The organism is Mesorhizobium sp. M7A.F.Ce.TU.012.03.2.1, assembly GCF_004006095.1.
Classification (GTDB): domain Bacteria; phylum Pseudomonadota; class Alphaproteobacteria; order Rhizobiales; family Rhizobiaceae; genus Mesorhizobium.
In genome coordinates this window covers 5,651,498-5,664,093 of sequence record NZ_CP034779.1, presented here as the reverse complement: position 1 = coordinate 5,664,093, position 12,596 = coordinate 5,651,498, and the positions used below count along the sequence as shown (strand labels likewise).

Sequence of the window (12,596 nt, the reverse complement as noted above, 5' to 3'; positions counted from 1 at the left end):
CAAACAAAAAGGCAAACCTATGCCAGGCTTCCTTGCAGCACCGTCAGCTTGGCCTTCTTGGGCATGCGGGCGGTCAGCCATTCCAGCGCCTTGTCGTGCGGCATCGGGAAGGCGATGGAGTAGCCCTGCACCTGGTCGCAGCCGATCGCCATCAGCGAATTGAGCTCGGCCTCGGTTTCGGCGCCCTCTGCGACGATCGAGATGCCAAGGCCACGCGCCAGCTCGGTGATGGCGCGGACGATCTTCGAGTTGTCGCCATTCTCATGGATGTTCTGGACGAAGCGGCGATCGATCTTCAGCCGATCGATCTCGTTCGGGTTGACATGGCTGAGCGAAGCATAGCCGGTGCCGAAATCATCGAGTTCGAGATGGACGCCGGCTGCCCGGATGTGCCGCAGCTTGGCCGCGATACCCGTCTTTTCGTCATCGAGGATGACGGATTCGACGATTTCCAGCGACAGTTTCTGCGGCGGCAGCCCGGCCTTTTCCAGCGTCTCGAACAAGAACGCATCGAAATCGTGCTCGCGCAGCTCGGTGCCGGAAACATTGACGGCAAGCCGTCCGAAGGCAATGCCGGCGCGGTTCCATTCGGCCGCCTCGTTGATCGCCTTGGTGATGACGATGCGGCCGATCTCGGGCATGAAGCCGCATTTCTCGGCGACCGGAATGAATTCACCGGGCGGGATCATGCCGCGCTCCGCATGGTTCCAGCGCACCAGCGCCTCGATGCCGCTGATCGTGCCGTGGGTCAGTGAGACCTGCGGCTGGAAATAGACCTGGAACGCCCGCTCGGCGATGGCGACCTTGATGTCGTGCTCGAGCTGCTTGCGATAGTCGAGTTCGCGGCGCAGCTCCTCGGAAAAGAAGGAGAAGTTGCCGCCGCCAAGCTTCTTGGCGGAGTAAAGCGCCAGATCGGCGTGGACCAGCAAATCCCCGGCATTGTCGGCGTCGATCGGATAGACAGCGATGCCGGCGCTGGCGCCTGGGAGAATGGTCGTGCCCTGGAAGACGATCGGCTCGTTGATATGTGCCAGGATGCGTCGCGCCAGCATATTGATGTCTTCGGTGCCGCCGGCGCCGCCGAGGATCATGACGAACTCGTCGCCGCCCAGGCGCACGCACAGATCCGACGCCCGGCAGGAATCGCGCATGCGCTGTGCCGTCACGACCAGCACATAGTCACCGGCGGCGTGGCCGAGCGTATCGTTGATCTGCTTGAACCGGTCGAGATCGAGCTGGACGACGGCAAGGCGTTCGCGACGCCGGTGCGTGCCCTTGATCAGCGTGTCGAAATGATCGGTCAGGAACGTGCGGTTGTGCAGGCCGGTAAGGCCGTCATGCACCGCGATGAAGGCCATGGAATTGCGCGCGTCGATCAGTTCATGCGTCTTGCGCAGGATGGCGTTCGACATCGGCCTGAAGATGAAGAGCGCCACCAGTATGATGACGCCGATTGTGGCGTAGAACAAAGTGCGGTGGAGTGCGAGCAGCTTCTCGGAGCGGTCGTCGGCGTCGGCAGTGATGCGCTGGCCAAGCGCGGCGTAGCCCGACAAGGTCGCATTGGCGACGGAGGCGTCGAGATTGACGCGTTCGTCGCCGCCCTTGTAACCGCCATTGCCGCTGAATTGCGATTCATAGGCCGAGATCAGGCGTTCGCCATTGGCGATCAGCCCGACCGAGAAATAGTCGAGGTGGAAGGGCTTGGCGAAAAGGACGCTTTCGATCGACTTCGGGTCAAGCTTGGCCGGCGATTGCGGATCGGCTCCTGTCTGATCGAGCAGCAGGTCGTAGTTGGTCTCGAACTCCGCCGTTGCCTGCTTGAGCGCGCTGACCAGCGCCGGTTGCTTGTCGCGTGAGCCGGCGCCCGTTGCACCGGCAAGGAAGACGATGCGCTGCGACAGCGTCTTTTGTGTGCTGACGATGTCGAGCAAGGTGTGATTGTGCTGTTGGGTGGCCATCATCTGCTGCAGCAGGATGAAGGAGGCGATCACCATGGCCGCAATGATCAGCAGGGCCAGCCAATAACCGGCCTTGATCAGCAGTATGAGCTTGCCTGAAACGGTTTGCACCGGCTGCTGCGACATTTTCGGGGGCGGCCCTCTCGCCTACGGATTCTTGCGTAAAGATTCTTGTATGAGCACCATTGAACTGCAAACGTTAACAGGACCGGAAATCGACGGCTGCCCGGCGAGGGGCGGCTGTCGAAAGATCGCGAAATGGTTATCGGCTCGTTTAGCGCCGTACCGGCATTTGAGCGGTCATCGGCCAGAACCCTTTGTCGCGGCGTCGTTTCCGCCGCCGCATGATGATCGACATCGGGGCGGCATCGTGCTGCTTGCCACCGGTCCGGTCGTTTTTGCGATGGATTTTTCACGCGGACGAGACGACAGTCAGCCCACATCAAACGAGGCCGACCATGACCGCAGCATTCCTTTCCCACATCGACAGCGAGCTCGCGGGCCTCAAATCGGCAGGCCTCTACAAGTCGGAGCGGGTGATCACTTCGACGCAGTCGGCCGAGATCGAGGTCGGCGGCGACAAGGTGCTGAATTTCTGTGCCAACAACTATCTCGGCCTCGCCGATAGCGCCGATTTGCGCAATGCTGCCAAGCAGGCGCTCGACCGCTATGGCTACGGCATGGCATCGGTGCGCTTTATCTGCGGCACCCAGGAAGAGCACAAGCAGCTCGAATCCACGATCTCCTCTTTCCTCGGCATGGAAGACACTATCCTCTACGGCTCCTGTTTCGATGCCAATGGCGGCCTGTTCGAGACGCTGCTGGGCGAGGAAGACGCCATTATCTCGGATGCCTTGAATCATGCCTCGATCATCGATGGCGTGCGGCTGTCGAAGGCCAAACGTTTCCGCTACGCCAACAACGACATGGCCGATCTCGAGGCGCGCCTGAAGGAAGCACGGGACTGCCGCTTCCGGTTGATTGCCACCGACGGCGTGTTTTCGATGGATGGCATCATCGCCAATCTCAGGGGTGTCTGCGACCTCGCCGAGAAATACGACGCCATGGTGATGGTCGACGACAGTCATGCCGTCGGCTTCGTCGGCCGGAATGGCCGCGGCTCGGCCGAACATTGCGGCGTCGAGGGCAGGGTCGACATCATCACCGGCACGCTCGGCAAGGCGCTTGGCGGGGCCTCCGGTGGCTACACCTCGGGCAAAGGCCAGGTGGTCGACTGGCTGCGCCAGCGCTCACGGCCGTATCTCTTCTCCAACACGCTCATGCCGGCGATCGCCGGCGCTTCGATCAAGATGTTCGAACTGATCAAGGACGGCGATGGGCTGCGCAGCAAACTCTACGACAATGCGGCGCGCTTCCGGTCGCAGATGGGCAAGCTCGGCTTCACGCTGGCCGGAGCCGATCATCCGATCATACCGGTGATGCTGGGTGATGCCAGCCTGGCGCAGGAGATGGCGGCGCGCATGCTGAAGCGCGGCATTTACGTCATCGGCTTTTCCTTCCCGGTGGTGCCGAAAGGCCAGGCGCGCATCCGCACGCAGATGTCGGCGGCGCATTCCAGCGCGGATATCGATCGGGCAGTCGAAGCGTTTGCCGCCGTCGGGCGCGAACTCGGGGTCATTTCCTGAAAGGCCGGAACCGAAAAGCGATTCCGGATCAAGAGATTCAAGGGACAAAAGCATGTCGAACATGATGAAGGCGCTGGTGAAGGCCAAGGCCGAACCGGGCATCTGGATGGAAGAGGTGCCGGTGCCGGAGATCGGCCCMAACGACGTGCTGATCAAGATCAAGAAGACGGCGATCTGCGGCACCGACGTGCACATCTACAATTGGGACCAGTGGGCGCAGAAGACGGTGCCGGTGCCTCAACCGTCCYGGCGCYTTCGGCGAGTATCTGGCGATYCCGCAGCAYAATGTCGTGCCGATCCCCGATGATGTGCCCGACGAGATCGCCGCGATCTTCGATCCGCTGGGCAATGCCGTTCACACCGCATTGTCATTTGATCTGGTCGGCGAGGATGTGCTGGTCACCGGCGCCGGGCCGATCGGCATCATGGGCGCGCTCGTCGCGCAATGCGTCGGCGCGCGCAAAGTGGTGATCACCGACATCAACCCGGTGCGGCTGGCGCTGGCCAAGAAACTYGGCGTCCAGCATGTCGTCGACGCCTCGAAGGAAAAGCTGCGCGACGTCATGCCGGTGCTCGGCATGACCGAGGGGTTCGACGTCGGCCTCGAAATGTCGGGCGCCGCCCCCGCTTTCCGCGACATGATCGACACCATGAACAATGGCGGCAAGATCGCCATTCTGGGCATCGCGCCGACCGGCTTCGAGATCGACTGGAACAAGGTCATCTTCAAGATGCTGCATCTCAAGGGCATCTACGGCCGCGAGATGTTCGAAACCTGGTACAAGATGATCGCGCTTGTGCAGGGCCCGCTGGATGTCTCCGGCCTGATCACCCACCGCATCGGCATCGACGATTTNCGCGAGATGTTCGAAACCTGGTACAAGATGATCGCGCTTGTGCAGGGCCCGCTGGATGTCTCCGGCCTGATCACCCACCGCATCGGCATCGACGATTTCCAAGCCGGCTTCGATGCGATGCGCAGCGGCAGTTCCGGCAAGGTGGTGATGGACTGGTAGATGCCGCCTAGCGCAGGATTCTGTTTTTCATCAACCATTTCACGGAGCGGGGCCACGCGTGGTTCGCACCCATGCGAAGATCGGTAAACCCCTCCGAAACATGTCTCCCGGTTTCGGCGTCAAGGATGCGAATGAACATAGTATGTTCTGTTCGGTTGACGCGCGTTACGACGCCAAGCAAGGCAAGCGACGCGCCGTGCTCCTTGGCAATCGGTCCTTCACAACCAGCGCAGTTGCGCAATCCGTGCGGCGCAGCAGCCTGTGTATCCCGCGCCGGCACATCAATTACTGTAAAGCGCCCAGACTGGGAGAGCATGTCCCTTGCAATTTGTGCCGATTCGGACAGATAGCGCCTGTCATATTCATCCGGGGGAATTATTCCCGCCCCGGCGCTCTTATCCTCCAATTCGAAAGGGAACACTTCGATCGACATCGGCTTTGTCTGCTCGGCCTGCGCAAATGTGCAGGTGCCTAAAAGCAGCGTCACCAGGACACTTAATGTGCGAATGCTCATCGTAGTCCTCCCGTCGGTGTAATGGGCATTATACGCGGCCTGACAACGCAAATCACGAACAAATCGAAGGCAATGCTATGCTTTGGCTGTGGTGGGAGCTCCCACGCAGTCTCGCTCGAACTCTGTCGTTCAGGGTGATTGGCTTGATCTTGGACTAACCCTTGCTCGGGACCAGGCTGGTCTCCAATGCAGCCAGTCCGCTGGTGATCGCCTTGCGCTCTTCAGCGCTGAGCCTTGCCAGCAAATCCCCTTCGAACGCCTTGGCCAGCGGCACCATCTCGCGATAGGCGGCAAGTCCCGTTCCGGTCAGCGTCAGATGTTCGATACGGCCGTCTTTTTCGTCCGGTTTTCGCGTCAGCCAGCGACGCCGTTCGAGCTCGGCGACAGCGCGCGAAACCTTTGTCTTGTGCATGGCCGATTGCTCACCGATTGCAGACGCCGTCATCGTTCCATGCTGCCCCAGCCCCGAAAGGGTGCGCCATTCCGGCCGCGTCAGGCCGTGGCTATCCTTGTAAATCCGCGAAAATTCGCGGCTGACGGCGTCGGCAAGCCGGTAGAGCCGGTAAGGCAGGAAATTTTCCAGATTGAGAATTTCAGGCGCGTCGGACGCTTCGCTCTTGATCGCCATTTTTCAAAGCCGCCATTGATGGTTACATTTTCAATGGTTACAAATGAAACCAGTTTGGTCAATTGAGATCCATTCCGGGGAGGAAGCAATGGCCTTTTCCTATATGCCGGGCTTCGGCAACGACTTCGAAACCGAGACGCTGCCCGGCTCGCTGCCGCAGGGACGGAATTCGCCGCAGCGGCCGGCCTACGGTCTTTACGCCGAACAGCTTTCCGGCTCTCCCTTCACCGCGCCGCGCGGCACCAATGAGCGCTCCTGGCTGTACCGCATCCGACCGAGCGTCAAGCACACTGGCCGCTTCAAGCCTGCGAGCTATCCCTTATGGAAGAGTGCGCCCAATGTCGGCGACCATGAGTTGGCGCTTGGCCAATACCGCTGGAATCCGGTGCCGATGCCGAAGGAGCCGACCGATTTCATCGCCGGCATGCGCAGCATCACCACCGCTGGCGACGTGCTCGGGCAGACGGGCATGGCGGCACATGTCTATGTCGCCAACACCTCGATGGTCGACGACCATTTCTTCAACGCCGACGGTGAATTGCTGGTCGTACCGCAGGTCGGCGCATTGCGCTTCGTCACCGAGATGGGCGTCATTGAGCTGCGGCCCGGCGAGATCGCGGTGCTGCCACGCGGTCTGGTCTTCAAGGTCGAGCTGGTCGACAAGGAAGTGCGCGGCTACGTCTGCGAGAACTACGGCGCCAAGTTGACGCTGCCCGACCGCGGCCCGATCGGCGCCAACTGCCTGGCCAATCCGCGCGATTTCAAGACGCCTTGCGCCTGGTTCGAGGAGAAGGAAACGCCGTGCCGGCTGACGGTGAAATGGTGCGGCAATTTCCATGTCACCGAGATCGGCCATTCGCCGCTGGACGTCGTTGCCTGGCACGGCAATTACGCCCCCTACAAATATGATCTGGCTACCTTTTCGCCTGTCGGCGCGCTGCTGTTCGACCATCCCGACCCGTCCATCTTCACTGTGCTGACGGCACCCAGCGGCGAGGAGGGCACGGCCAATATCGACTTCGTCATCTTCCCGCCACGCTGGCTGGTGGCCGAAGACACGTTCCGGCCACCCTGGTACCACCGCAACATCATGAGCGAGTTCATGGGCCTGATCCATGGCCAGTACGATGCCAAGGAAGAGGGCTTTGTGCCCGGCGGCATCAGTCTGCACAATCTGATGCTGGCCCATGGACCGGATGCGCCTGGCTTCGAAAAGGCCTCGCGCGCGGACCTGAAACCGGTCAAGCTCGACAACACCATGGCGTTCATGTTCGAGACCCGATTTCCGCAAATGCTGACCCGCTACGGCGCCGAACTCGAAACCCGGCAGGACAATTATATCGACTGCTGGGCGGATCTGAAGAAGCGTTTCAATGGCACGCCCGAGGGCGACTGGTCTTGAGCACCGAGCCAATGCCGGATCGGCTGGTGCTTTTGGGCTCGAAGGGTGGCCCGGCATTGCGGCCGGGTGGTCCGTGGCCGAGTTCGTCGCTGCTGCAGATCGGAGGCCGCAGCATCGTCGTCGACTGCGGGCTTGGCGTGACGCGCGGTCTGGTCGACGCGGGCATCAGCCTGAAGGCGCTCGACCTGATCTTCATCACGCATCTGCACTCCGACCATGTCCTGGAACTGGGGCCGTTGATCCACACCGCCTGGACGGCGGGTCTGGCCACGCCCGTCGGCGTCTTCGGTCCGCCCGGCACTGGCCACTACTGGCGGCGCTTTTGCCAGGCGATGGAGTTCGATATCGAAATCCGCATCGTCGATGAAGGCCGACCGGATATTCGCGACCTGGTTTCGATCAGCGAATTCGGCGAAGGCCAGGTGGTCGAACAGGGCGGCTTGACGGTTTCGGCGCTGCGCGTCGAGCATCCGCCGGTGACCGACTGTTTTGCCCTGCGCTTCGAGCATGGCGGAAAAAGCGTGGTGTTCTCCGCTGACACGGCCTTCTTTCCGCCGCTGGCGGATTTTGCCCAAAGCGCCGATATCCTCGTCCACGAAGCCATGCTGGAGGAAGGCATCGAGCGGCTAGTGGCCAGGACCGGCAATGGTGCGCGGCTGAAAGACCACCTGCTCGCCAGCCACAGCTTTGCCGAAGAGGCCGGCAGCATCGCCAGCGATGCCAGCGTCAAGAGACTGGTGCTCAATCACCTCATTCCGGCCGACGATCCCGGGATCGGGGAGGCCGATTGGACTGCCGCTGTCAGGAAAACATGGGCCGGCGACTTGACGATCGCCCGCGACGGTCTTGTTGTGGGCTTAAGCAGCGCCAAAGCTGCAGCAGGAGAGGAAACCGCATGAAGCTTGCCACATTGAAGGACGGGACGCGCAATGGAAAACTCGTCGTCGTCTCGCGCGACCTGACACGCTTCACCGACGCCTCGTTCCTGGTGCGCACGCTGCAGGCGGCGCTCGACGACTGGCGCCGCGTCGCCCCGCATCTCGCGACAATAGCGGAATCGCTTGAGAACAATGCGATGCCGGCGGAGCGCTTCCACGAGCATGACGCCCACTCGCCGCTGCCGCGCGCCTATCAATGGGCCGACGGCTCGGCTTATGTGAATCATGTCGAACTGGTGCGCAAAGCGCGCGGCGCCGAGATGCCGGCGAGCTTCTGGACCGACCCGCTGATCTACCAGGGCGGCTCAGATTCTTTCATTCCGCCACGCGATCCGATCCGCATGGCTGACGAAGCCTTCGGCATCGACATGGAAGGCGAAGTCGCCGTCATTGTCGACGACGTGCCGATGGGCGCCAGTGTCGATGAGGCGCGCGCGGCGATCCGGCTGGTCATGCTGGTCAATGACGTCACGCTGCGCGCGCTCACCGGACCGGAACTGGCCAAAGGTTTCGGTTTTTTCCAGTCAAAACCGTCCTCGGCGTTTTCGCCTGTCGCGGTGACGCCGGACGAACTGGGTGATGCCTGGGACGGCGGCAAGGTCAGCCTGCCGCTGCTCGCCGATCTCAACGGCAAGCCGTTCGGCCGGGCCAATGCCGGTATCGACATGACCTTCGATTTTCCGGCGCTGATCGTTCACGCAGCAAGGACACGGCCATTGGCGGCCGGCACGATCATCGGCTCGGGGACCGTCTCCAACAAGCTCGACGGCGGGCCGGGCAAGCCTGTTTCGGCCGGTGGCGCTGGCTATTCCTGCATCGCCGAACTGCGCATGATCGAGACCATTGTGTCAGGCGAACCCAAAACGCCGTTCCTGCGCTTCGGCGACACGGTGCGCATCGAGATGAAGGACAAAGCCGGGCATTCGATCTTCGGCGCCATTGAGCAGAAGGTCGAGAAATACGAGAGGTAAGGGCATGACGGGGGACTATCTTCTGGCCGGTGTCTGGGCACTCGCCATACTGGCGGTCTTCATCCAGGCGATCCGGCTGAGCTACCGCATTGAGGCGCGATCGCCCGGCCTGACCAACCGCAGCGGCTTTCCGCGCAAGGCGATGATGTTCCACACCATCACCAACATGAACGTCGCGCGCGACGAGGAAACGCAAGCCATGCGGCGGCGCATGAACCGGCTTCTGCTGATCGTTCTTGCCGGATTCGAGATCATGGGGGCAGGCTTGCATCTGATGCGGGCAGGGGGATGATCTCGTGAACCTGCTCGACCATCTGCGCCGTATGGCCGGCAACAATCTGTGGTCGAACGACCGGCTCTACCGCGCGGTGCTGTCGCTCCAGCCAGGCGAGTTCGAGGCCGAACGCACCAGCTTCTTTCCATCGATCAAGGCGACGCTCAACCACATCCTTGCGGTCGATCTTCTCTACCTCGATTTTCTCGAAGAGGGTGGTCTCGGTGCTGCCGCCCATGACGACTTCGTGCCCCTCGACGAGCCGGGGGCGTTGTTTGCGGTGCAGGTCGCAGCCGACCGGCGGCTGATCGCCTTTTGCGATAGACTGTCGGCCGACGACCTCGATCGGCAGGTTATCACCGACCGGCGCGAGGACGGCATGATCCCCGAGCGCATCGGCGACATCCTCGCCCATGTCTTCCTGCACGACATCCATCATCGCGGCCAGGTGCACGCCATGCTTTCGGGGACGTCGGTCAAGCCGCCGCAACTGGATGAGTTTCTGCTCTATTATGATGCGAAGCTGAGGGAGAGAGAGGTCGAGCGGTTGGGGCTCTAATTAATCGTCAAGCCGCTCGGCCCTTTCAGAGCAGCGGTGGCGCCGATTGGTCTTTCCTTGCCGGGGGGCGGCAAGAGACGCGCTACGACCCTGCCGCGCCGGGTGATTACGATCTCCTCGCCGGCATTTGCACGCCTGACGAGTTCCGACAGTTTGGCTCTCGCTTCCGTAATAGAGACGTGCACGGCTCGACCTCGCTAGGCCCAACCTTAAGCCAAAGCCGGGCCGCAGCGAGAGTAACCTTACGCCGCTTTGCCGTCCACCTTGATCACGCCGCGCTTGATCTGGTCCTGCTCGATCGATTCGAACAGCGCGCGGAAATTGCCTTCGCCAAAACCTTCGTCGCCCTTCCTCTGGATGAACTCGAAAAAGATCGGCCCGATCACGGTTTTCGAAAAGATCTGCAGCAGGATCTTGGTCGTGCCGCCATCGACGACGCCTTCTCCATCGATCAGGATGCCGTGCTTCTTCATCCGCTCGATCGGTTCGTCATGGCCGTTCACGCGGTCGTACGACATATCGTAGTAGGTCTCCGGCGGACCGGGCATGAATTTCAGCCCGTTCTCGGCCAGCCTGTCGGTGGCGGCATAGATCTCGTCGGTGCCGACAGCGATGTGCTGGATGCCCTCGCCATTGTACTTCTTCAGATATTCGGCGATCTGGCTGGTCTCGTCCTTGGACTCGTTGAGCGGAATGCGGATCTTGCCGCAGGGCGAGGTGATGGCGCGGCTCACCAGGCCGGTGATCTTGCCGTCGATGTCGAAGAAATGGATCTGCTTGAAGCCGAACAGATTGCGGTAGAAATCCCACCATTTGTCCATCTGGCCGCGATAGACATTGTGGGTCAGGTGATCGAGATAATAGAAGCCGACGCCTTGCGGCCGTGGGTCGCGAGCGCCCAGCCACTCGAACTCGGCATCATAGGCCGAACCCTTCTTGCCATAGGTCTCGATGAAATAGAGCAGCGAGCCGCCAATGCCGACGATTGCCGGCACGTCGAGCGCCTTGTCGGCGCCTTCGTAAGGCGTGGCGCCCTTGGCAACGGCATGGTCGAAGGCGTGCTTGGCATCGACCACCCGCCAGGCCATAGACGCAGCACAGGGGCCGTGCTTGTCGACGAACTTCATCGCATGCGAGCCGGGCTCGGCATTGACGACATAGTTGATGTCGCCCTGCCGCCAGATGGTGACGTCTTTCGTGCGGTGCTTGGCCACCGCGACATAGCCCACACGGGTGAACAGTTGAGCCAATTTTTCCGGTTCCGGGTGCGCGAATTCGACAAACTCGAAACCGTCCGTGCCGGCGGGGTTGTCCTTGCTGATCGTGGCGGGCGGGGCGTCGTGCGGGAAGGGACCCATGATATTCCTCCGAAAGCTGGCCTGGCCTGAAAAGGCCATTTGACACGATCATAACGCGGAGGAGGCGCACGGTGCTTGCATTCAAACGCTTGAAATGATGATGTCATGCGTGAAGCGTGCATGATGTGAGGAAAAACCATGGATGAGGCGCGCATTGACCAGTTTGACCGCAAGATAATGGCGCTGTTGCAGGGTGATGCGCGGCTGACCAACAACGATCTTTCGGAGCGGGTGAACCTGTCGGCGTCGCAATGCTCGCGCCGCCGCCAGCGGCTGGAGGAGGACGGCTTCATCAAGGGCTATCGCGCCGTTCTCGACCGCGACAAGCTCGGTTTTTCCCTGGTCAATGTCATTTCGGTCACGCTCGCCACCCACAACCGCGACAATGCGCGGCGCTTCGGCGAACTGGTGGCGCGGCTGCCCGAAGTGCAGGAGGCGCACGCGCTGACCGGCGAGATGGATTACATCCTGAAAGTGGTGACGCCCGATTTGAAGTCGCTGTCGGAATTCGTCAACGGCGTGCTCCTGCCGCATGAATCCGTGCAGCACGTGAAAACGGCGATCGTGCTGGAAACGCTGAAGGAAACCGGCGCGCTACCGATTTGATTATAGATACAGGAAGCGACATGGAAAGAAAGTCAACGCGATACTATATGCTGTTGTCTCTATCGATATCTGCCGTTTTATTGGCGACAACGCTCATTGCCGTTTACCTTGTGCCAAAATCCATCTATCTTGTGCCTCCGATTGTTGTAGTAATAGGATACATAAAGCCAGTTGGCGAGAGAATTTCCTTCAGAAATTTGCTGTCGTCGTTGGTGTATCTTATGATAGGAAGCTTCTTTGCATACTTGGTAGCAGACGGCAACGATGGTGTAAGGGGAACCTTCATTAGTATAGGTCTGGCGTTGCTCTACCTCGAGTACATCAAAGATAGAGGGGCAAGGAGCTGAATCGGCCAGCCGTATTGGAACTGCGTGGCTCTTCAACCCTTCGACTGCTGGATCAGCCCATAGAGATTGGTGCAGCGGGCGCCGGAGCGGCAATAGGCGAAGACCGGGCCATCGAGTTCTTCGAGCGCTTCGGCCTGATCCTCGACATTCTCGGTGGTGATCTGGCCGCTGATCACCGGAATGTAGCGGAAAGCGAGCCCTGCGGCTTCGACCGCTGCCTTGACGGTGTCGGCAGAAGGCTGGCCGGGCTGTTCGTCATCGGGCCGGTTGCAGATCACGCTTTTGAAGCCGGCTTCCTTGATGGCGGCGACGTCCTCAGGCTGGATCTGGCCCGAAACCGAATAGTCCTCGCTGATTTCGCGGTATTCCATGGCAGCAT

The 12,596-nt window shown here is 60.9% G+C and carries 13 protein-coding genes and 1 pseudogene; 8 read left to right on the top strand and 6 right to left on the bottom strand.

The annotated features are described in order from the left end of the window. Positions 1–17: 17 nt before the first annotated feature. Positions 18–2,084, bottom strand: a complete 2,067-nt coding sequence (locus EJ079_RS28110; RefSeq protein WP_127810749.1) for an EAL domain-containing protein — start codon at positions 2,082–2,084, stop codon at positions 18–20. 332 nt (positions 2,085–2,416) lie between these two features. On the opposite strand from EJ079_RS28110, the gene EJ079_RS28105 reads away from it, so the two are divergent. After that, positions 2,417–3,604, top strand: coding sequence for a glycine C-acetyltransferase (locus tag EJ079_RS28105; RefSeq protein WP_127810748.1), 1,188 nt, complete (start codon positions 2,417–2,419; stop codon positions 3,602–3,604). A gap of 52 nt (positions 3,605–3,656) precedes the next feature. Next, positions 3,657–4,620, top strand: a pseudogene (locus EJ079_RS28100) (zinc-binding dehydrogenase). A 7-nt stretch (positions 4,621–4,627) separates the two neighbouring features. On the opposite strand, the gene EJ079_RS28095 reads toward EJ079_RS28100, so the two are convergent. After that, positions 4,628–5,134, bottom strand: a complete 507-nt coding sequence (locus EJ079_RS28095) for a DUF2380 domain-containing protein (protein WP_127810747.1) — start codon at positions 5,132–5,134, stop codon at positions 4,628–4,630. A 154-nt stretch (positions 5,135–5,288) separates the two neighbouring features. Next, positions 5,289–5,762 carry a MarR family transcriptional regulator gene (locus EJ079_RS28090; protein ID WP_127810746.1) on the bottom strand — a complete coding sequence of 158 codons (474 nt, stop codon included), beginning with the start codon at positions 5,760–5,762 and terminating at the stop codon, positions 5,289–5,291. Between the two features lie 88 nt (positions 5,763–5,850). Between EJ079_RS28090 and hmgA the strand changes: the two genes are divergently transcribed. From hmgA to EJ079_RS28065, 5 genes are read left to right on the top strand one after another with little or no spacing between them, the layout of a single operon-like run. Then, complete coding sequence (gene hmgA, locus EJ079_RS28085; protein WP_127810745.1) at positions 5,851–7,164, top strand: homogentisate 1,2-dioxygenase; 1,314 nt, start codon at positions 5,851–5,853, stop codon at positions 7,162–7,164. A gap of 11 nt (positions 7,165–7,175) precedes the next feature. Beyond that, a complete protein-coding gene (locus EJ079_RS28080; protein WP_164874002.1) occupies positions 7,176–8,063 on the top strand; it encodes an MBL fold metallo-hydrolase in 888 nt (295 codons plus the stop codon). Next, complete coding sequence (locus tag EJ079_RS28075; protein ID WP_127810743.1) at positions 8,060–9,073, top strand: fumarylacetoacetate hydrolase family protein; 1,014 nt, start codon at positions 8,060–8,062, stop codon at positions 9,071–9,073. The genes EJ079_RS28080 and EJ079_RS28075 overlap by 4 nt, the downstream gene beginning before the upstream one ends. A gap of 4 nt (positions 9,074–9,077) precedes the next feature. Beyond that, positions 9,078–9,365: a hypothetical protein gene (locus tag EJ079_RS28070; RefSeq protein WP_127810742.1), complete on the top strand. Its 288-nt coding sequence runs from the start codon at positions 9,078–9,080 to the stop codon at positions 9,363–9,365. Positions 9,366–9,369: 4 nt separating this feature from the next. Continuing rightward, positions 9,370–9,906 (top strand): DinB family protein, encoded by a 537-nt coding sequence (locus tag EJ079_RS28065; protein ID WP_127381852.1) that lies wholly within the window; start codon positions 9,370–9,372, stop codon positions 9,904–9,906. Here the strand turns inward: EJ079_RS28065 and EJ079_RS28060 are convergent. Both EJ079_RS28060 and hppD read right to left on the bottom strand, forming a co-directional pair. Further along, a complete protein-coding gene (locus EJ079_RS28060) occupies positions 9,903–10,091 on the bottom strand; it encodes a type II toxin-antitoxin system prevent-host-death family antitoxin (protein ID WP_127270132.1) in 189 nt (62 codons plus the stop codon). The genes EJ079_RS28065 and EJ079_RS28060 overlap by 4 nt on opposite strands. A gap of 57 nt (positions 10,092–10,148) precedes the next feature. Next, positions 10,149–11,264, bottom strand: a complete 1,116-nt coding sequence (gene hppD, locus EJ079_RS28055) for a 4-hydroxyphenylpyruvate dioxygenase (protein ID WP_127810741.1) — start codon at positions 11,262–11,264, stop codon at positions 10,149–10,151. A gap of 138 nt (positions 11,265–11,402) precedes the next feature. Between hppD and EJ079_RS28050 the strand changes: the two genes are divergently transcribed. Next, complete coding sequence (locus EJ079_RS28050; protein WP_127270128.1) at positions 11,403–11,870, top strand: Lrp/AsnC family transcriptional regulator; 468 nt, start codon at positions 11,403–11,405, stop codon at positions 11,868–11,870. Between the two features lie 379 nt (positions 11,871–12,249). Here the strand turns inward: EJ079_RS28050 and EJ079_RS28045 are convergent, their stop codons facing one another. Further along, positions 12,250–12,588 (bottom strand): TIGR01244 family sulfur transferase, encoded by a 339-nt coding sequence (locus EJ079_RS28045; protein WP_127810740.1) that lies wholly within the window; start codon positions 12,586–12,588, stop codon positions 12,250–12,252. Positions 12,589–12,596 lie beyond the last annotated feature (8 nt).

Coding starts and splice junctions, on each gene's coding strand:
- EJ079_RS28075 (WP_127810743.1), top strand. CDS start 8,060: ATGAAGCTTGCCACATTGAAGGACGGGACGCGCAATGGAAAACTCGTC.
- EJ079_RS28095 (WP_127810747.1), bottom strand. CDS start 5,134: ATGAGCATTCGCACATTAAGTGTCCTGGTGACGCTGCTTTTAGGCACC.
- hppD (WP_127810741.1), bottom strand. CDS start 11,264: ATGGGTCCCTTCCCGCACGACGCCCCGCCCGCCACGATCAGCAAGGAC.
- EJ079_RS28090 (WP_127810746.1), bottom strand. CDS start 5,762: ATGGCGATCAAGAGCGAAGCGTCCGACGCGCCTGAAATTCTCAATCTG.
- EJ079_RS28045 (WP_127810740.1), bottom strand. CDS start 12,588: ATGGAATACCGCGAAATCAGCGAGGACTATTCGGTTTCGGGCCAGATC.
- EJ079_RS28050 (WP_127270128.1), top strand. CDS start 11,403: ATGGATGAGGCGCGCATTGACCAGTTTGACCGCAAGATAATGGCGCTG.
- EJ079_RS28080 (WP_164874002.1), top strand. CDS start 7,176: ATGCCGGATCGGCTGGTGCTTTTGGGCTCGAAGGGTGGCCCGGCATTG.
- EJ079_RS28105 (WP_127810748.1), top strand. CDS start 2,417: ATGACCGCAGCATTCCTTTCCCACATCGACAGCGAGCTCGCGGGCCTC.
- EJ079_RS28070 (WP_127810742.1), top strand. CDS start 9,078: ATGACGGGGGACTATCTTCTGGCCGGTGTCTGGGCACTCGCCATACTG.
- hmgA (WP_127810745.1), top strand. CDS start 5,851: ATGGCCTTTTCCTATATGCCGGGCTTCGGCAACGACTTCGAAACCGAG.
- EJ079_RS28110 (WP_127810749.1), bottom strand. CDS start 2,084: ATGTCGCAGCAGCCGGTGCAAACCGTTTCAGGCAAGCTCATACTGCTG.